This is a genomic window from Thermogutta hypogea (assembly GCF_055386265.1).
Map to the genome: position 1 here is coordinate 2,187,109 of NZ_AP042425.1, position 17,825 is coordinate 2,204,933.

The following is a 17,825-nucleotide window of genomic DNA, read 5'->3' on the forward strand; positions in this document are numbered from 1 at the left end:
AATCACCTTCTCGTCACCCGAAAGCGAGCCGCAGCACGGCACGCGCTGATTCTCTCAATGTTGAGCCTCCGGACGAACCTCCCCAAACCGCCGTCCCGGCCTTGCCGCCGAAATCACGACTCAGTGCTCATGCACCGACATGCCGATAAACAACGCCGCCAGGAATGTAAAAATATATGCCTGCAAAAAGGCCACGAACAATTCCAACATGTTCAGCGCGACCTGCCCCAAAATACTCATGACCGTGACCCCCACCCACAGGATCGTCCACAAGTCGGCGACGGCCGCGATGAAGCCGAGGATCACGGCTAAGACCAGATGCCCGGCAAACATATTGGCCATCAAACGCACGGCCAAGACGGAATGCTTGATCAAGAGCCCCAGCACCTCGATCGCGAACAGCATCGGTTTGAGGATGACGGCCATCACCGCCGGTAATTCCATTTGCGGCACAAGGCCCAGCCAATAGCGGACCGGCCCGAATTGACGCATACCCGCGCCGACCACCGTCAGGAAGGTCATGGCGGCAAGCGCCCCCGTCACGCTCAATGAGCCGGTCGGCGAGCCGGCCCAAGGGATCAACCCCAGAAGATTGCAGAAAAGGACGAAGAAGAAAACCGTCCACAAGAAGGGCAAGAATCGGTCGGCATCATGTTTGCCGATGGCGGGCCGCGCCACTTCATTCCGGATGAATTCCAGCATCGCCTCGAAGAAGTTCGTCAAACGGCCGCGTGGGGGCCGTCCGCCGCGGAGACGCCATGCCAACGGCACGAAAACCAATATCATCAAGACGGCGGCCGCCGCCTCCAATACCATGAACTTGGTCACTTGCAGGCGAAGGGGAATCTCCATCCCAAGCACTTGCACGGTGCCCAAGTCGATCAGAGGCAAATCGATGTGTTTACCAAACGGCAGGTGAAACGAGACCGCATCCTTGACGTGTTCACCCGCGTGCTTGATATCCAACATGCGTTCTTACTCCTTGCGGGAGCATTCCGAGCCGCCCTCGAGACCCGAGTACCGCGGCCGGGCGTCAACGATCACGCAGCTGACCGGTACCAAAACCCTCCCTTTGAAGGGATCGCAGTGTCAGCCAAGACTCTCCGGCGAGAGCAACGACGTAAAACACAATACAATACACAAACGCGGTGATAATGACCAGACGCTCCACGAATATGGAGTATACGCCGACTACCGCCAGCGGGGCCAGTGTTCGCGGCAAGAATCCAAGTACCATGGCCCACACTTTGGCATCGGTGCCGGTCATACGACGTATGATCAGCCAGGCCGTCACCGTTCCGGACAGGCAGCCGAAGGCGGCTACCACGGCCGGCTGATACTCTCCGCTGCCGCTCCCCCGAATCCAGGAAACGGCAGGCACCAAGAGAACATAGGTCACAACAACCGGTAAGCAAAGATAAGCCGGCGCCTGCCACCCGCCGAATTGGGGTTGATTTTGCATCGGAGCCTAACCAAACGTCATTTCATTCGAGCAAATCGTCCTGATGCCGTCCGGACTGGCGATCCAGCCGACGAACGAACGCAATAAACCCGAGAATCGCTGCGGCAAGCCCGAGAATACCGCCCGCAAGTGTGGCCGCCGGCGTAGATCCCAACCATCGATCTAAGAGAAATCCCCCAAATAGAGGCAGCACGAATTGCAAGGATAACCCAACGATCTCCGAACCGATAGCCCATCCCTTTGCAAAGGGAGACCTCGTATCCCGCTTGTTTGACGAGGCTCGACTCCCGTTCTCCGGGAAACGGTTCACCGAATCCCGCCTCGGATCGGAAACCATAACTCACGTTCCCCGCTACCCCCTACCACGGAAACTCCTATTTTCCCCAAACATCCCAATCCATCATCCAGTCCCTTAGGAAAGCATTCGCTGCGGCAATTTGGTCCACGGCAATATAGGTTATTATCGCCTCCGCTTACCACGGCCGCCAACCGAATCAAAGTCGTAAGGCTTGAAATAACAACATCTTACAAATTTTGTCACGTATTTTTTCCCGGCGGCTACAGTGCGAGAAATTGGTTGCGAGTTGTGGTGCTCGTGGGTATAATCAGGTAAGATGTTGCGCTGGCGATACGATGCTGGCATGAGACGGTTTGCATCGACCGAAAAGGCACGCCGGCGGTGGTGCCGGTGGCATCATCGCGATCGGCTTCCCCCGCCGCACCGGCGAGCTGCCACTGATTGGCTTCTGGATTTCCACGGGCACGGATCGCCCCGGACATAAACGCGGTTCCGCCTTTCCGAGGACGATCACGACGGTAAGGCTGAGGGCAATGTCGATATTCGAAGCTTTCCCGAGCCTCTCCGTCCGTTGCGGTGCGGCGGAAACTTCCCTCCCTTGGTTACGCTAATCCGCAACATTTTCGCGGCGTGTTGGAGGTTTGTCCAGTGATTACGGCCTCGCAGCTCAAATTGCATACCGTGAAAGACTTGGCCGAAATGGCAAAACGAAAGGGCATCCCGGGCTGGCACGCCATGCGCAAACAGCAGTTGGTCGAGGCCCTGGTGCGATCCGCCAAACGTGACGAGCGCAAGCGAGGCGGCGTCTCCAAGAGTTCGAAATCGGCGGAAGCCAAGCCCAAGCTCCAGCGGCAACCCCGCCCAAAGGCCGCGCGCGGGGTCTCCGCCGGTCGCAAGATCGAATCATCGAAACCGTCGGAATTGCAAAACGCCTCCGGCAGGAACGGCAAGCCTACCCAAGAAGCAGTGAACCGCTCCGGCGCATCCCCGTCGCAAACCAAGGAACGGCAAAAGGTCAAGGCAAAGCGAACCAACCAACCGGTATCGGCGATTCCCACGGCCAAAATTCCCTCGGCAAAAGACTTGGCTCGCGGGGGTTCCGGGAACGGCAGACCTGTCAAAGATCGCCTGGTCGTGATGGTCCGGGACGCCTATTGGATTCAGGCCTGGTGGGAGATATCCAAATCCGCGGTGGAGCGAGCGCGAGTCGCATTAGCCCAGAACTGGCATTTGGCTCGACCCGTTCTGCGATTGTGGGAGATTCAACAAGACGGTACGAGTCGGGCGGAGCGCGTGCTGGTACGTGACATCGAAATCGACGGCCGCGCCAACCATTGGTACGTGCACGTCGGCACCCCGGACAAAACCTATAGCGTGGACATCGGCTACGCGGCTCCCGAAGGGCGATTCTTTTGCTTGGCCCGAGGCAATTCGGTCACGACGCCGCCTGCCCACTCCGCCGACGTCGTCGACCTCAAGTGGTCCGGCATTCCCGAAGATTTCGACCGCATTTATGCCCTCAGCGGCGGATATGAAGAGGGGTCGGATACCAATGACTTGCGAGAAGTCCTGGAAGAACGACTGCAACGCCCCATGGGCGGAAACGTCGTAAGCCGCTTCGGCCCCGGCGTGGATCAATCGTTGCTTCCTCGACCGCATTTCCTATTCCAGATTGATGCCGAACTGATTCTATTCGGCAGAACGCTCCCCAATTACTCTATTACCGTGCGCGGCGAACCGATTGACGTGGAGCCGGACGGCAGTTTTTCGCTGAGAATCCCCTTGCCTGACAAGCGGCACGTCCTGCCGATCGTGGCGGTCAGCGCGGACGGTTTCGAGGAACGCACGATCGTGGTTGCCGTCGAGCGAAACACGAAGATCATGGAGCCGGTGGTTCGAGAAATGGAGAACTGACCCGGCCTTCTCGTTTCAAGATTGCGGTTGACGTCGCACAACGGTGTTGGTCCGCGCGCTTCTCAACCCCGCGGCATACAGGGGTACCTTTTCCGTCTCGCCAACCTCGGCGGTATAATTGGGGATTCGCGATTGCGACCGCCCGTCACCGAATCGCCGCAAAGTCGCCCCAACTCGAGCCCGGTCGATGCGGCAATAACCTTTGGTTGCGGCAAGCAGGGGACCTTCGGGCGCTCCCCTCGCAAGCAGGCGCGCCCAAGGCGGTTTTTCCAACCAAAGTGCCGAGGATAGTATTCACCAGTGAGAGTTTTCTCGGACTGCGATCATCCCGAACTTCGCGGCTGTGCGTTGACCATCGGAAACTTCGACGGCGTGCATCGCGGTCATTTGGCGTTGCTTCGTCGCCTCCGCGAAATAGCCGACCGCGAGGGAACGCCGGCCGCAGTCATGACGTTTGACCCCCATCCCGCCGCGGTCGTATCGAGTCGTGGCGCCCCGCCGCCGCTGGTTTGGCCGGAACGCCGTACGGAATTGTTGGCGGAGGCCGGGATCGATTTCGCTATCGTCCTGCCAAGCACGCCCGCCTTGTTTCGAACGTCCGCCCGAGATTTCTTTCACGACCTGCTGCGTGGGCGACTCGCGATTCGGGCGATCGTGGAAGGGCCCGACTTCCGTTTCGGGCACGATCGCGAGGGCGACGTCCGGCTGCTGGCGGATTGGTGCGACGATCACGGGATACATTGGGAAATCGTGCCGCCCGTGGAACACGGAGGGCTGCCGATTTCCAGTTCCCGCATCCGCCAAGCGATCCGGGCGGGTCGCGTCGATCAAGCCGAAGAAATGCTTTCGCGACCCTTTGCCACAATCGGAACGGTGGTCCACGGAGCGGGTCGGGGAGCCGCCTTGGGCTACCCCACGGCGAACCTGCAAGACCTGCGAACCGTCATCCCCGGCCCCGGCATTTACGCCGGCTTGGCCAAAATCGACGGTAATACTTACGCAGCGGCCATCAGCATCGGCGGCAATCCGACCTTCGGCGAGGAACTGATCAAGTTCGAGGTTTTCCTGTGCGACTTTTCAGGCGACCTTTACGGACGCGAGCTGGAAATCGTTTTCCTGCAAAGACTTCGGGACGTGCTTCGATTCGACAGCGTCGCCGCGTTGCTCGATCGCATGGCTCTCGACGTGGAAGCTGCTCGGCAAAGGGCTGCCGAATACCTTCAAGGCTGCCGGCCCGATCAGCATTCCTCCGACGGCCGGTCGGAGCCGAGCACGGCCTCTCAATCCAGCGAGTCGTGCAGCCGGTCCGCCGTTCCGAAACAGTTGCCTTGATATTCGAGCGGCTCGGCGCCGCCGAAATCGGCCTTTCAGAAGACTATTGCGTTTAGCGACGAGAGCAAAAGAGGGCGCAACTTTCAATCCGCGGAGCAGGCCCAATCGGCCCCTGGGAGATTTTCGCATGCAAGACGGTAGCAGCCGGAATTCGAGTGCCTCGGATCTCTCACCGGACAACCAAGTGACCATCGATTGGGATCAATTGCGGCGGATCATTCACGATCATCGCTCCTTCCTTCTGACCACGCATATCAGACCCGACTGCGATGCCATCGGCAGTACGCTGGCGCTATCCAACATCCTGCGACGCCTGCACAAGGAAACCGTGTGCCTAGCCGACTTCGAAGTCCCGCCCAATCTGAAGTTTCTCGACCCGACCGGCGAAATTCATCGCCTCGGCCACCCGCGCACGGAGGAGTGGCGCCAGTCCGTCGAGGTCCTCGTCGTCCTAGATACCTCGGCGTGGGCCCAGCTTGGGGGAATGGCGGACTTCTTGCGTGCCTTCCCAGGGACGAAGATCGTTCTCGATCATCACGTGAGCGGTGACGATCTGGGAACGCAATTCTTCAAAGACACGCGAGCCGAAGCCACCGGCCGAATCGTGGCCGAGCTGGCTGAGAGACTGAACGTACCTCTCGATCCCGCATCGGCCAAGCTGTTGTTGGCGGCACTGGCGACGGATACCGGCTGGTTCCGCTTCAATTCGGTGCGAGCCGATACCTTTTCGCTCGGTGCCCGACTCGTCGCCGCCGGAGTCCGGCCGGACGAACTCTATCGGGATCTTTATGAAAACGAGCGAATCGGGCGATTTCGCTTGACCGGCCGCGCCATGCAGCGGGCCGAGACGGAACTCGACGGCAGACTGATTCATACCTACCTCATCCACGGCGACTTCGCGGAGACCGGGGCCGTTTCGTCCGACAGCGAGGATATCGTAAACACGACATTAACGGTCAGCGGCACGCAGTTGGCCGTCATCCTGGTGGAACACACGCCCGGTCGGTTCAAGATCAGCTTCCGCAGCCGTTGCCACGTGGATTGCAGCCGGCTGGCAGCGGAATTCGGCGGCGGCGGGCATAAGGCCGCCGCCGGCGCCACCGTCCTGGGAACGCTGGACGAGGCACGGGCGAAAGTTCTTGACGCCGCACGAAAGGCCTTGCAACAATAGTTAGGCGTCGGGGTGTACCAACCGCTCCCGTTCCGCAAACCCGGGCCTTGCATCGGACGAGGATCCGGGCGCGGGCGCCTTTCCATATCCGTTCCGTTTACGTGCGAGAGCGGGGGCGTTACCGTCAATTATTGCAGGATTAATTACGACGCCAGCCGGGACAATAACCTGGGCCAAAACCGCGAGATGTCGCACAATTCCCCGCCTTCGGGGCAACCCATTGCGCATTTTGCAACGTAATATTGAACGGCCCGGCGGGACAGCGTCCCCGTCATGCGTTCGGCTCGGTCGGGCAATAACCGAAGCGAAAAACCAAACCCGAGGGCAACCGTCGGCCGCCATTTCTGACATCGGGAGACACCATGACTCAAACGGAATCTTGTTGTTCTTGTTGTGGCACATCGCCCGCAGCCGCACCGGTACGCCGCGGCTTTTTGGGCAGCCTCATTGCATGGATCTTGGGGATCGTAGCGTTGCTGCCCGGAATTGGGAGCGGCATGGCGGCCTTCTTAAGTCCCTTGGGGAAAAAGGCTCAAGGCGGGTTGCGCGTGCGTTTGACCTCGCTGGACAACCTCCCTGACGACGGAACGCCCCGCAAGTTTCCCGTCGTAGCGGAGAAAGCAAACGCGTGGACGGTATCGCGTGAACCGGTGGGTGCGGTCTACTTGCGCAAGGTCGCCGCTGATCGCGTAGAAGCCTTGCACGTGGTCTGCCCTCACGCCGGTTGTTCCGTCGACTACAAGCCCGGCGAAAGCGGGTCCGAAGGGCGGTTTTTCTGCCCATGCCATTTGGCCAGTTTCTCGCTATCCGGAAAGAGATTGGATGCGGTTTCGCCCAGCCCCCGCGACATGGACTCCCTCGAAGCGGAAATCGCCGACAACGGCGACGTCTGGGTCGTCTTTCAAAACTTCCAACTGGGCACCTCCGCGAAGATTCCCATGGCGTGATCGGCACGAGTGCCCGGCGGCGGTCGGCAAGGGCAACCCACGTCACCACAAGGAACCGCAAGAGAAGCCCCCTTCGATTGCGACGCAAACAGAAAACATCCCCTCCCCCCAAGGGCCTAACGATGATGAGCAAGCTCGGAACGGGTTTTTCCAACTGGCTGGAAGATCGTATCGCATGGCGCTCTTTGGTGTCGGCAAGTTGCGGCGGCGGATGCGACGCGTACGGCCGCTGCTGGTGGCCGATCGGGCTTTCCATCCTCTTCTTTCTGCTTTGCCTCCAGGCCGTCACCGGTTTGGCGATGTGGTTTTTTTACAGCCCCTCCAGCCAGACGGCGTGGGAAAGCGTTTATTACATCCAGCATCAGTTGACCCTGGGGTGGCTTGTACGCGGCATCCATTTCTGGAGCGCCCAAGTGTTGGTCGGATTTCTCATCGTCTATGTCTTGGGATTCATCTTTCTGCGGAAATACACTGCGCCTCGAGAATTCGTATTCTGGACCGCGCTCATTTTGTTGGGGTTATCGCTGGCTGCCTGCTTGACCGGCGATCTGTTGAGCTGGGACGACGAAGCCTACGCCGCGACGCAAACGCGCGTCAGTTTCTTACTGCTTTTGCCGGGAATCGGCGCCCCTTTGTATCGCTTGGTAGTGGGGGGCCCCGCATTCGGACACCACGCGTTGACGCACTTCTTCGCCATGCACGTGGTCTGCTCCGCCGGATCCTTGATCCTGATCGCCGTAATCCACGCGCTGTTGGCGCGGCGGGCGGGACGACGCGTCGAAGAAATGCCCGACCGCTATCCCGGAGCCAAACCGGATTCCCGCGCGCCCGTCACGCTTCAGGGCGGCGTATGCTTGGCGACAATGGCGGTCGTTCTGGCCTTCGTCTTCCTGCCCGGGGCTCTAGACCCCGCCGCTTGGAAGGCACCCGACCGGCATTTCGGCGTCGAGTTGGGCGCCCCGGCCGATACCGACCCGGCCAATTTTTACGCCGCAGCTCGTCCGGAATGGTCCTTCCGCGGATTGTACGGCTTCGCCAATCTCTTCCCGGGAGAAATCAAGGTCTTGGCCATCTTCGTCATCCCTGGGATTACGGCGCTGCTGTTCTTTGCGATGCCGATTTTCGGCCGCAGTCCGGTCGGCCACGTCTGGAACGTCGTGTTCACTCTGATCATTTTCGGCGGACTGGCCTATTTCTCTTACCAATCGTGGCGGCACGATTGGCATGACGCGGAATTCGCAGCCTCGAAGCAGGCCGCCCAACGCAACGCCGAACGAACGCTGGAACTCATTCGGTTCCATGGCGGCATACCTCCCCTCGGAGCGCTGGCGCTGTTGCGGGCCGATCCCAAGACCCAAGGTCCCAAGGTTTTCGAACAACAATGCGCTAGTTGCCATTCCCTGGGCGTTGCCGGCGAGGAGGGGGCGATCCTGTGCGATAACCCTTCGGCACCGAATCTTCGCCGCTTTGCCGGGCGGGAATGGCTGGAAGGATTCTTCGATCCCGACCGAATCGCTTCCGACGAGTATTACGGCAATACCCGATTCGCCGCCGGAACCATGGTGCGTTACGTCCAAGAGCGTTTTCAAAAGCTCCCCGAGGCCGACCGCAAGGCCGTCATCGCAGCCTTGTCCGCCGAGGCCGACCTCCCGTATCAACCCGTCTCCGATTCCGACCGGGATCTGATCGCTCGCGGACGCGAATTGATCGCCGGCAAGGAGTGCGCCCGCTGCCACCACTTCCATGGCGCGGGGCCGAAAGGCACGGCTCCCGACTTGACGGGCTACGGTTCGCGCGAGTGGTTGATCGGAATCCTGGCCTCACCGCAACACGTCTCGTTTTACGGCTTGCGGAACGACCGCATGCCCGCCTACGTGGAAGATCCCGCTCGTCCCGAGGCAAATCGTATTCCCGCCGAACAATTGGCCATCTTGGCCGACTTCCTAAGAGAAGATTGGGGAGAAGAACCCTCCTCGGCGTCCGCGGACGAAGCCCCGCGGCCCGCAAAGGAACCGGTGATGTTGACACTCGGCAAGTGGCAAGCGCGGGCCGTGCCGCTCCCGGATCGTCCGAGCGGCGATAAGCGGGCCGAGGCGCGCCGGCTGTACCAAAAAGAACTGTGCTCGGTTTGCCATGCCCATTCCGCGGAGGGCGAGGATCATCTGACCGCGGTCAGTCCGTCGGCCCCGGATCTCGGCGGATTCGCCTCCCGCGAATGGATCGCGGGTTTGTTGGACCCCAAGCAGATCGCCACGCCGAAATACTTCGGCAATAGTGCCTTTGCGGACGGCAGCATGTCCAAGTTCGTTCGCGGAAATCTCCGCGAGTTGATCGAAGACATCGGGCAGGAGGAGTTCGACAAGTTGATCGATGCCTTAGCCGCGGAAGCCCTGAAGGATTACGCTTCCGGCGAGGAACCGCCGATGCCGGACGAAGACACGCTGCTCCTCTTCGAGGACTTCACGTGCGCCGACTGTCACAAGTTTTACGATCGAGGCGAGCTTGGGACGGCGCCCGACCTCACCGGTTACGGTTCGCGAACGTGGTTGGCAGAATTCATCTCCGATCCCAAGAACGAGCGGTTCTACCCCGGCTCAAACGACGGCATGCCGTCCTACCACATGTTCGCCGAGCCGGCCAAGAACCTGTTGACTAAGGAGGAAATCGATCTCCTCGCCGAATGGTTGCTGCAAAAGGCCCGTTCCGAAGCGGGCAATAAGCCGCAAGAGTAAAGGACAGGAACACGAGTCCGACCGCTGCGTCCGCCGCACGACGCGGTCCGTGAGCGCGCGTCTCGTTGCGCCGGGGCATATCAAGGGGGGAAGCGGTTTTCCCGAATTGTGATTGGGGGCCGCGGACTTAGGCGAGTGTCACCGCGCGGCGCCGTTCGGCTCGGCTGCGCATCCCGGGTCGCGACCCGGAGGTTGATCTCTCTCCGGCGCCGCATCCCTCTGCTCTTTCCCACAGTTCTCGCAAATGCCCGAAATCAAGAACCGATGAGACATCGCGTGGAAACGGTGCTCGCGGGACACGCGCTCTCGAATTTCGGCTACCAGGGGCGTAAAGAACTCGATGAGGCGGTGGCACACCTGGCAGTACAAATGATCGTGATCGGGATACCCGTAAGAGTGCTCGTACACGTAGCGATCGCGCAGCGTCATGCGGCGGAGTAAGCCCGCTTCCACCAACTCGCCCAGGGTCCGATAGACGGTCGGCCTGCTGACCTCGCGGGAGGCCATCCGGTCGCGGAGGTGAACCATCAGATCATCGGCATCGAAATGATCGTGATGGCTGAAAATAGTGGCCAGGATCAGCCGCCGCTGCGCGGTCATGCGCTTTCCCCTAGCGCGGAGAAACTTTTCGAATCGCTGCTCGGGCGATTCCGGCGCGATGACCGACTGCAAAGGAAAAGGGCTCTCGCTCACCCGATCTCATCCAACAAGCGTTCGACGGCGATCTGCAATTTCTCCTCGGTTTCGTAGACGCCGTTGGCGATTTCCGCCTTGATCTTGGCGATACGATCCCATCGCACGTCGGGCAAGTCGTGAACTTTGTCGAGAAGCCGGGCCGCGTCTGAAAGCTGTAGTTCGTCCTGAATCGGCAAACCGGCGTCGACGGCCTCCGGCCGCGTGATGCGGCCATGCGGCCCGTGCAAAGGCTGAGCACCGTGGATGTGCGACGGACCGTGAATCTGCATGAGCCATCTCCAAGAGTCACAATCCACACCCCTCCCCCCGCCAAGCCGCTTGGTTCAAGCCGCGGTCGGGAGAGGATCGGTTTGCGAGCACGGTGACGTGTCCGAAGCACCGTACTCTTTCTCCACAGGAACTATACTCTAAAACTCATTCGGCCGCCATAGCATCCGCTGAAATCCCCACCGCGGAAACGCTCGGTGAAGCCCAACGATACGATGGGGCGTCGGTCCGCGGCCGATAGAGTGTCCGGGAAAAGCCGTTCCGTGGCAGGCAGCATCTCGCTCCGCATTTACATCTTCGGCCGGACTCACGAAGTCAAAACAGCATTCCATTACGTCGCCCTGTCGTAACGGTGATTCCGCTTGGAATCACGCGTCGTGTTGCGCCGCCGCGAACGCGAATTTCCGTTCGGAGCGACCGTGCCAACCCGGTGATCTGTCGTTGCGAATGTCGGCCTCCGCCCCAACGCCGACGGCGACCGAAACCGTCACCCGTCTTCTCCGCCGGCCTCTAGGCTTCAAGACCGAAACCTTGAATGCCGAGGGGTGTTTGAACCTTTAGCGGACCGGATACCGACGCAACCAACGCCAAAAATGCCCTGCAAGCGGCCGCGTCCCGGTCCCATTATTCGGTCATTTGGTACACACCACCAGCCCGTGGTGATCAGGCCCGACGAGGCGGTTTCCGTTTCGCCGGGCCGCTTTTTTGCGACGGCCTTTTCCAGCCACCACGTCGGCAAGATTTCGAGCCGGCTGTTCTTCCCAACCGCGGGCCGAGGGGACATTTCCTCTCCCGGCCTAGTCCGAGTGCTTGTCCGCCTTGGAGGCATGGCTCCCAGGAAAAACAGCCTCTCCACCCACCATCCTTATCTTGCCCATATTCACGCAACTCATTTCAACGTGAACCTTTTGTACAATCCATCCGTCCAAAAAGCTAGAGACGGAATTCGTCGCCCTGAGCGGTCGATGACGTTTGACGGGGAAGGCATTTGCAGCTCCAACGATTGGACCTCGAAGGCTGTCGGTTTCTCCCTTTTTCTGATTGGAACCGTCCGTTGGGATTTCAGGAGTAGGCATATCGGAGTTATTCTTCACCCCCTATGAGAGGCAAGACCTGTTTTGACCACCCTCGCGGTTGTCAAACGCTATCCGAGGTCGGCTGTTTCGATTAGGATGGAAGTGGTAAGAGCACTCCCGCGGCGCGTCGTCGCCGAGGCCTCTGGCAGGTGAACGAGCATGAAGACGACCAACCACGATTTCGGCCGCCTCATCAGCCGTGCACACGAAGAGTGCGACGAGCCGATTCGCGTGTCGGCCAAGGCGTTCCTCGCCTTCCAGATTCAGATGCAAGCCGATTTAGAGAGCCTGGTGGCCGAATTCGGCAGCCCGCGCCGCCTTCTCCGCATGGAGCGAAGCAAACGACAACAGGCTTCGCAGTCTTCCGGCAAGTCGCCCGACTGGTCGTAATCGATTCGGCCGTGGTACCGCAGTGTGCACCGTTCGGATCGTACCGCTGAAGGCGGCCAGCACACCATCGGCGTTCAGCGATCATCGTTGGGAAACCAGGTTCAGCAACGCGTCCACCCAATCAGCTTCGGGCTTGGCGGGAAGCCCCTGCCAGAGGCGCAGCTTCTCCTCGCCGTCGGTAGCAGCGTAACATCGGCGGACGACGTCGAGATCCTCGGCATCGGTGACCGCGTACCAAAGGGGCCGAGGCGCCGACAGTGACAATAGACCGGGCAAATCGCCGAACTTGGCCGCGGACGGCAAAAAGTCCGGATCGTCCATTTCCGCGACTTGCAGGAAGCGGATAGAGCCGCAGTCGCACACCGCCAAGTCGACGGTCTCGCCCGCTTGGGCACGCGCGGCGGCCACCCAGTGCCCCGCCCCTTCCAATCCGATCACCCAAAGGCGGTCCGCCGGATTCCGCTCTCGCAGGTAGCGCGTCACGCTTAGCAGATCGTGGACCCGTTGTGAGAAAAGCGGAGGATTATAGCCGAAAGTGTAACCGGCGTAATCATCCTTTTTGACGAGTCTCTGCCGCTCCCACGGCTTGCCGTCGCTCGTGAACTCACCCTGACCGAACAAGTCGACGGCCGCCACGCCGATGCCCGCGCGAACCAACCGTTCCAGCAAGGGCGTCAAGCGATCTTGCTCGGCCCAAACGGCGTTCTTGCCTTCCTTCGAAACCCAGATGACGGTCACTCCCACCGGCTGATCGGGTACCAACTCCAGAACCGGGACACATTCCTTGCGGCTCAGGTTTCGCACCAAGAGTCGATCCACCCGAAATCCCCGACCGGCTTGCTCCCCAAGTTTTTCACCGGCGATTTCGTCCGCATTCGGCATGGATCGGCCGAGGATCACGTCCCATGCCCCGCCCACGATGCGCCGGTACTCCTCCCAGCTCGCCGCGTCGGCCGGGAGCAGGGCGTCCATCTGCCGCCGATTACCTTCGTGCCACCGTGCTAGGAGGGCCGCCTCCCATTCTTCTCCGCCGGGCGGGGGCGGATGGTCGGCATCCCAAACCGTTATTTCCTCTCGGGATAGCGGCTGGAAATCCTCCTCGACGATCGGCTCCTCCAGCCCTAGTTCGAGATGCCGATTCATCCAACGGTACATCACGCTCCGCGACACGTAGTTGTAGTTGTGGGGAAATTGAAGCAGCGGTTCGGCCATCACCAAATCCGGCGATCCGTACAGCGTGTAAAGCCGTCGCAACTCGGGAAGGCCCTTGGTCGCGATTTCCTTGGTCCAGTCGTCGGCCGCCGTCATACCGAGCGGTTTGGGCGCAAAGAGGGCCGCGAACTCCACGTTGCCGGAATCGATACGTAGATAGCACGCATTCTCGCAGGTACAACCCCCTTGCATGGCGGTGGACACCATGACGGCCGGAAACGACACTTTCGGTCGCGAATCCACGGCGCAAAGCAAAAAGGTTTGGGTTCCCCCGCCGCTGGCCCCCGTGACGCCGATGCGAGAGGCGTCGACGTCCGGCAGGCCGCACAAGAAATCCAAGGCCCGGATCGAATTGAACGTCTGTAACCCCAACATATTTTGTCCCAGCAACTCCGCCCGCGGACTGAAAAAGCCCCAGCGCTCTGCGGAGTTGAGGTGAGCGCGGATGCCGGGGCGATGCGGCATCTGCCGGCTGTCCGCGTATCCGATCATATCGTAGTGAAAAACGACGCAGCCCATCCGCGCGAGCTGGACGCATCGTGCCTGAATAGGGAACCGACCGCCGATCGGAAATCGCTCGGCCCCCTTTTCGATATCCCGCGCGACCTGTACCTCGCCGGCGTCGTAGAATCTGCCGTCCGGCCAATGGCCGTGCGGCGACAACACGGCCGGATAGGGCGCCTTGCCGCGCGTCGGCCGATAAAGATTGCCCGTTACGTAGAACCCCGGCAGCGACTCGAAATAAACCTTCTCCACAGAGTAGTCGCCGCGATCCACTTTTCCGTAGATCACCGGCTTCAGTTCGGGGCGATCCGGCATGGGCCACAGACCGGCCGCCACTAGGATCTGGCGTCTCACCCGTTCCCGGCGTCTTTCCCACGTCGCCAAATCATCGGGAGGCTGGAACGGGAAATAGTCGTCCAGCGTCTTGAGGTCTCCCAGTCGGGCATCCTCGCGTACCGCCGACTCCCAGTCCCCAGACCGAGCCACGTCCTCCGACTCGGTCGATTCCTCCGCCCGGCCGGTACCGAACGCCGACAAGACCAAGAGGCCGCACGCGACCGCGGCGAGGACGTGCGTCGGCAGCTTTACTGCGACTCCCCAACGCCGCGCGCCATCGCCGCGCACCACTCCCCGCAATCGATGATTCCCAGCCATGTCCCGTTCTCCGCAGAGCTTGCAATATCCGCTCGATCTGCTGCCGGCGGTTATTATGCGAAGTCCGTCGGCAGCAATCAACGGTTGAGAGCGCGGAGCCGGTTGCGTTTTCTCCACATCGCGTTGCTGTAGGACGAGAATAGCTTGGGAAAGGCGTTCCCCGCGGAGCGTGCAAGGCAGGGGGCGCCATTGCCCTGAGGCGAAGATGTTTCACGGCTCTTTGTTCGGGCTGTGAAGCGCGCGGGCAAGATGTGTCGCATCGACCGAATTCGTTCGAGAGCTCCTGGGAGCTGCGATCCGCGGAGACCGGAAAAGCACGAAATAATGGCGTCCCGGGGGAGGCGTCGAATCACGCCCCCTCATCCAAGGCGGGGCCGGCCGCGATGGCGTCCAAGCCGAAGGGCCGTCTCGCCGGGACTTTTCCTTTACCTTCTTCCGAGCCTCCGCCTTCCCCGCCCGCCGACAAGGGAGTTGCAACGCCGACGGCTTTCATGCACGTCCCGCTTCGAGTTGCGGGAAATGCTTGCCGGTTGCCGCGGTTCAGCCGAATTCGGCCTTCCGCCTCTCCAGTTGCTGTTGCAATCGCTGGACGATGGCACTGTGCATCTGGCTGACGCGGCTCTCCGAGAGATCGAGCGTCGCGCCGATCTCTTTCATCGTCAATTCCTCATAGTAGTAGAGGATGAGGATCAAGCGCTCGTTGCGATTGAGCCCCTTGGTGATGAGGCGCATGATGTCGTTTTTCTGGATCCGCCGCGTGGGATCCTCCCCTCGTTTGTCCTCGAGGATATCGACCTCGCGGACTTCCTTGTAGCTATCGGTTTCGTACCATTTCTTGTTGAGGCTGATAAGGTTGACGGCGCTGGCGTCCAGCTTCATCTTTTCCAATTCGGGAACGGAGAGTCCCAACTCCGCGGCCAGTTCGTGGTCGGTCGGCTGCCGTCCCAGTTTTGCTTCGAGGTTGCGCGTGGCCTCGTTGAGCTTGCTGGCCTTGGACCGGACCAATCGCGGCACCCAATCCATGGAGCGCAGTTCGTCGAGCATGGCCCCGCGGATGCGCGGTACGCAATACGTCTCGAACTTGACGCCGCGATCCAAATCGAAGGCATAAATGGCGTCGGTCAGGCCGAACACGCCGGCCGAGATGAGGTCGTCGAGCTCCACACCCTCCGGCAATCGGGCCCAAATCCGCTCGGCATTGTACTTGACCAGAGGCAGATAGATTTCCACCAATCGATTGCGTAGCGACTGGTTCTCGGGATTCTTCTTGAATTCAATCCATAGTTGCTCCACATCCTCGGGAGCCGCAGTGGTGGGCATGGATTCCTCCCTGAAGGTGCCGTCCTGTGTCTTCTGCAATCCATCTCGCCGAACCGCCGTGACCGCCTTCTTTCCTGCTTTACTCACGGCGAATGCACCAGCCTTGGGACGACTCATCCGTGTCTCTCCCGGGTGGTGAAATACAATCGAACCCGCCTTGCCGCAACGAATACCGGGCGGAGCCGCAAGCCCCATCACCTCGCCGCACGCTTCTTGTGCCGTTTCGGGCACCGCCCCTCAGCCCGACTCGCCCTCTCGGTTCAGCCCGGCACACCCGCAGGCATGGCAGGCCGACCAACGTATCCCGGACCTCCGCCGTTACGCGCCGCTTGCCGACGCGGTGGGTGAGTTCCGAGGGCTTTTACCCGATCGCGCCGCCAATTCGCCCCGCAAACGCTGCTCCACAGATTCGCGGATGCTCCGCTCGGCAACGGCTCCGATGATCGCTCCCAACCCTGCGAATCCCCACAGGCTAAACCAAGCTCGTAACAGGATGTCATCCGACGGAGCACCGTGGATCAGTCCGTGGATCAAGACGCACGTCATGGCCAACGAACCGAAAACCCCGGCGTAACGGCGAGACACGAACCTTCACCTCGTCCCAGGGGATATCCGACGCGGCACTTTCGGGTCACGGTCCCATTCGGCGAGACTACGCGGCGGTCGGAGAACGCTCCAACCACATTCTCATCATCCAACCGTTGCGCCCAATCATTATCGACCGAATCGGCCATCCGCTTGAACGAATTCGCAAGATCGCGCATAGCCTGTGGTATCCCGATAGTCGCTTCGTTCGTCGAATTACTCCGCGTTTTCTCCCTGCGCCGCATTCGTACTTCCCCCCGGTGACTCGGCCGCCGTACCCGCGCACGGTCAGGCGGCATCGGCGCGCGGAAGCGTATGCAAGCCGGAATCGTCCTCCCCGCGCTCAGAGGCATCCTTCGCGTCCCACGCGGTCCAAACAGAGAGCACGCGATCCGCCACGCCGTTCAGCTCCCGCAGCCATTCCGCCGCCGATATTCGCGCCGGTTGGGCCGCGTCCGATACGTCTTGTTCGTCCGGAAGCGTCCCCAAGCCCGGCCGAGCGGGAAGGAGCACGTCCTCGGTCACCCGCGGCAGCCCCGCCCAGACGGGGATCTCGACCGCGAGAAACTTTCGGGTTGCGGTCTGTACCCGAGCGGCGGCTTCCGCCAACGGCATCTCCGCCGAAACCCCGTTGAAGACGACGGCGGTCTGCTCCAAAGCCCCGGCCTTGTGGGCGGTTTTCAGCCAGGCGTACGCGCACATCAGGCCGGGCGCGTCCGCAGGTGCCACCAGCAGAATGCGACCTTCACGTAATCGTGGTCCTACGTCGGCCGGCGATCCGACGCCTCCATCCAGGATGCGGATCATCGGTTTGGGAAAACTTGCGGTGAACCCGCCCAAGAGCGATCCGCGCAGTGCACACTCCCCGGAAACTCGGCGTGCTTCGGGGGGTGGAAGCGACCGTTCCGAATCACGAATCCAGCCTGGCTCTCGGGCCGGCGGTTCCGGCAGGCCCTGGACGGCTCCGGAGGCAAGGACGGCGTCCCAACCACGCCGTCGCAGCAGGTCCGCCAGTCCGAAGGCTACGGTGGAACACCCCGCTCCCTCTCGTGCCCCGAATATCGCCAGAATCGCGCACCGCGTCTCCGCTGGAACTGTCTTTTTCAAGCCGTTCCGGCGGAGTACCATCTGTCGCAGGCGAAAGGCTTGATCTTGCTCCATGCGCACGCCGCACCTCGAAACCGCTCTTCTTGAATTGGAACAAGTTTTGGTTCGTCGTCGGCTCGATGTATCGAGTAATTCGCCCCGCCGGACGCGCCCGCGGC

Annotated in this window: 15 protein-coding genes; 6 read left to right on the forward strand and 9 right to left on the reverse strand. The window is 60.9% G+C overall.

Annotated elements, in window-relative coordinates; translation table 11 throughout:
• Positions 1-120 precede the first annotated feature (120 nt).
• Positions 121-969 carry a F0F1 ATP synthase subunit A gene (atpB, locus tag ACZ5B4_RS07855; RefSeq protein WP_464913882.1) on the reverse strand — a complete coding sequence of 283 codons (849 nt, stop codon included), beginning with the start codon at positions 967-969 and terminating at the stop codon, positions 121-123.
• A 64-nt stretch (positions 970-1,033) separates the two neighbouring features.
• Positions 1,034-1,462, reverse strand: coding sequence for a hypothetical protein (locus ACZ5B4_RS07860; RefSeq protein WP_464913883.1), 429 nt, complete (start codon positions 1,460-1,462; stop codon positions 1,034-1,036).
• A 946-nt stretch (positions 1,463-2,408) separates the two neighbouring features.
• Between ACZ5B4_RS07860 and ACZ5B4_RS07865 the strand changes: the two genes are divergently transcribed.
• The 5 genes from ACZ5B4_RS07865 to ACZ5B4_RS07885 all read left to right on the forward strand — a co-directional run bounded on the left by ACZ5B4_RS07865 (position 2,409) and on the right by ACZ5B4_RS07885 (position 9,856).
• Positions 2,409-3,674, forward strand: coding sequence for a DUF4912 domain-containing protein (locus ACZ5B4_RS07865; RefSeq protein WP_464913884.1), 1,266 nt, complete (start codon positions 2,409-2,411; stop codon positions 3,672-3,674).
• Between the two features lie 300 nt (positions 3,675-3,974).
• Positions 3,975-5,006 carry a riboflavin biosynthesis protein RibF gene (gene ribF / locus ACZ5B4_RS07870; RefSeq protein WP_464913885.1) on the forward strand — a complete coding sequence of 344 codons (1,032 nt, stop codon included), beginning with the start codon at positions 3,975-3,977 and terminating at the stop codon, positions 5,004-5,006.
• A 127-nt stretch (positions 5,007-5,133) separates the two neighbouring features.
• Positions 5,134-6,177: a DHH family phosphoesterase gene (locus tag ACZ5B4_RS07875; protein ID WP_464913886.1), complete on the forward strand. Its 1,044-nt coding sequence runs from the start codon at positions 5,134-5,136 to the stop codon at positions 6,175-6,177.
• A 497-nt stretch (positions 6,178-6,674) separates the two neighbouring features.
• Complete coding sequence (locus tag ACZ5B4_RS07880; RefSeq protein ID WP_464913887.1) at positions 6,675-7,124, forward strand: QcrA and Rieske domain-containing protein; 450 nt, start codon at positions 6,675-6,677, stop codon at positions 7,122-7,124.
• Positions 7,125-7,246: 122 nt separating this feature from the next.
• Positions 7,247-9,856 (forward strand): c-type cytochrome, encoded by a 2,610-nt coding sequence (locus ACZ5B4_RS07885; protein ID WP_464913888.1) that lies wholly within the window; start codon positions 7,247-7,249, stop codon positions 9,854-9,856.
• Positions 9,857-9,994: 138 nt separating this feature from the next.
• Here the strand turns inward: ACZ5B4_RS07885 and ACZ5B4_RS07890 are convergent, their stop codons facing one another.
• On the reverse strand, positions 9,995-10,549 hold the full coding sequence (locus tag ACZ5B4_RS07890) for a Fur family transcriptional regulator (protein ID WP_464913889.1): 555 nt from the start codon (positions 10,547-10,549) through the stop codon (positions 9,995-9,997).
• Positions 10,546-10,821 (reverse strand): flagellar biosynthesis anti-sigma factor FlgM, encoded by a 276-nt coding sequence (locus ACZ5B4_RS07895; protein ID WP_464913890.1) that lies wholly within the window; start codon positions 10,819-10,821, stop codon positions 10,546-10,548. Before ACZ5B4_RS07895 ends, ACZ5B4_RS07890 begins: the two co-directional genes overlap by 4 nt.
• 1,233 nt (positions 10,822-12,054) lie before the next feature.
• On the opposite strand from ACZ5B4_RS07895, the gene ACZ5B4_RS07900 reads away from it, so the two are divergent.
• Positions 12,055-12,285, forward strand: coding sequence for a hypothetical protein (locus ACZ5B4_RS07900; RefSeq protein ID WP_464913891.1), 231 nt, complete (start codon positions 12,055-12,057; stop codon positions 12,283-12,285).
• A gap of 81 nt (positions 12,286-12,366) precedes the next feature.
• Here the strand turns inward: ACZ5B4_RS07900 and ACZ5B4_RS07905 are convergent, their stop codons facing one another.
• The 5 genes from ACZ5B4_RS07905 to ACZ5B4_RS07925 form a co-directional block, all read right to left on the reverse strand.
• Positions 12,367-14,655 carry an alpha/beta hydrolase gene (locus tag ACZ5B4_RS07905; protein WP_464913892.1) on the reverse strand — a complete coding sequence of 763 codons (2,289 nt, stop codon included), beginning with the start codon at positions 14,653-14,655 and terminating at the stop codon, positions 12,367-12,369.
• Positions 14,656-15,004: 349 nt separating this feature from the next.
• A complete protein-coding gene (locus tag ACZ5B4_RS07910) occupies positions 15,005-15,148 on the reverse strand; it encodes a hypothetical protein (protein ID WP_464913893.1) in 144 nt (47 codons plus the stop codon).
• A 47-nt stretch (positions 15,149-15,195) separates the two neighbouring features.
• Positions 15,196-15,975: a FliA/WhiG family RNA polymerase sigma factor gene (locus ACZ5B4_RS07915; RefSeq protein ID WP_464914005.1), complete on the reverse strand. Its 780-nt coding sequence runs from the start codon at positions 15,973-15,975 to the stop codon at positions 15,196-15,198.
• Positions 15,976-16,293: 318 nt separating this feature from the next.
• Positions 16,294-16,560, reverse strand: coding sequence for a hypothetical protein (locus ACZ5B4_RS07920; RefSeq protein WP_464913894.1), 267 nt, complete (start codon positions 16,558-16,560; stop codon positions 16,294-16,296).
• A gap of 288 nt (positions 16,561-16,848) precedes the next feature.
• On the reverse strand, positions 16,849-17,721 hold the full coding sequence (locus ACZ5B4_RS07925) for a MinD/ParA family ATP-binding protein (RefSeq protein WP_464913895.1): 873 nt from the start codon (positions 17,719-17,721) through the stop codon (positions 16,849-16,851).
• Positions 17,722-17,825: the final 104 nt, after the last annotated feature.

What these genes read in the sequence shown, in the direction of transcription:
- atpB (WP_464913882.1), bottom strand. Translation starts at nt 969, where the DNA reads ATGTTGGATATCAAGCACGCGGGTGAACACGTCAAGGATGCGGTCTCG.
- ACZ5B4_RS07860 (WP_464913883.1), bottom strand. Translation starts at nt 1,462, where the DNA reads ATGCAAAATCAACCCCAATTCGGCGGGTGGCAGGCGCCGGCTTATCTT.
- ACZ5B4_RS07875 (WP_464913886.1), top strand. Translation starts at nt 5,134, where the DNA reads ATGCAAGACGGTAGCAGCCGGAATTCGAGTGCCTCGGATCTCTCACCG.
- ACZ5B4_RS07880 (WP_464913887.1), top strand. Translation starts at nt 6,675, where the DNA reads ATGGCGGCCTTCTTAAGTCCCTTGGGGAAAAAGGCTCAAGGCGGGTTG.
- ACZ5B4_RS07885 (WP_464913888.1), top strand. Translation starts at nt 7,247, where the DNA reads ATGATGAGCAAGCTCGGAACGGGTTTTTCCAACTGGCTGGAAGATCGT.
- ACZ5B4_RS07895 (WP_464913890.1), bottom strand. Translation starts at nt 10,821, where the DNA reads ATGCAGATTCACGGTCCGTCGCACATCCACGGTGCTCAGCCTTTGCAC.
- ACZ5B4_RS07900 (WP_464913891.1), top strand. Translation starts at nt 12,055, where the DNA reads ATGAAGACGACCAACCACGATTTCGGCCGCCTCATCAGCCGTGCACAC.
- ACZ5B4_RS07905 (WP_464913892.1), bottom strand. Translation starts at nt 14,655, where the DNA reads ATGGCTGGGAATCATCGATTGCGGGGAGTGGTGCGCGGCGATGGCGCG.
- ACZ5B4_RS07910 (WP_464913893.1), bottom strand. Translation starts at nt 15,148, where the DNA reads ATGAAAGCCGTCGGCGTTGCAACTCCCTTGTCGGCGGGCGGGGAAGGC.
- ACZ5B4_RS07915 (WP_464914005.1), bottom strand. Translation starts at nt 15,975, where the DNA reads ATGCCCACCACTGCGGCTCCCGAGGATGTGGAGCAACTATGGATTGAA.
- ACZ5B4_RS07925 (WP_464913895.1), bottom strand. Translation starts at nt 17,721, where the DNA reads ATGGAGCAAGATCAAGCCTTTCGCCTGCGACAGATGGTACTCCGCCGG.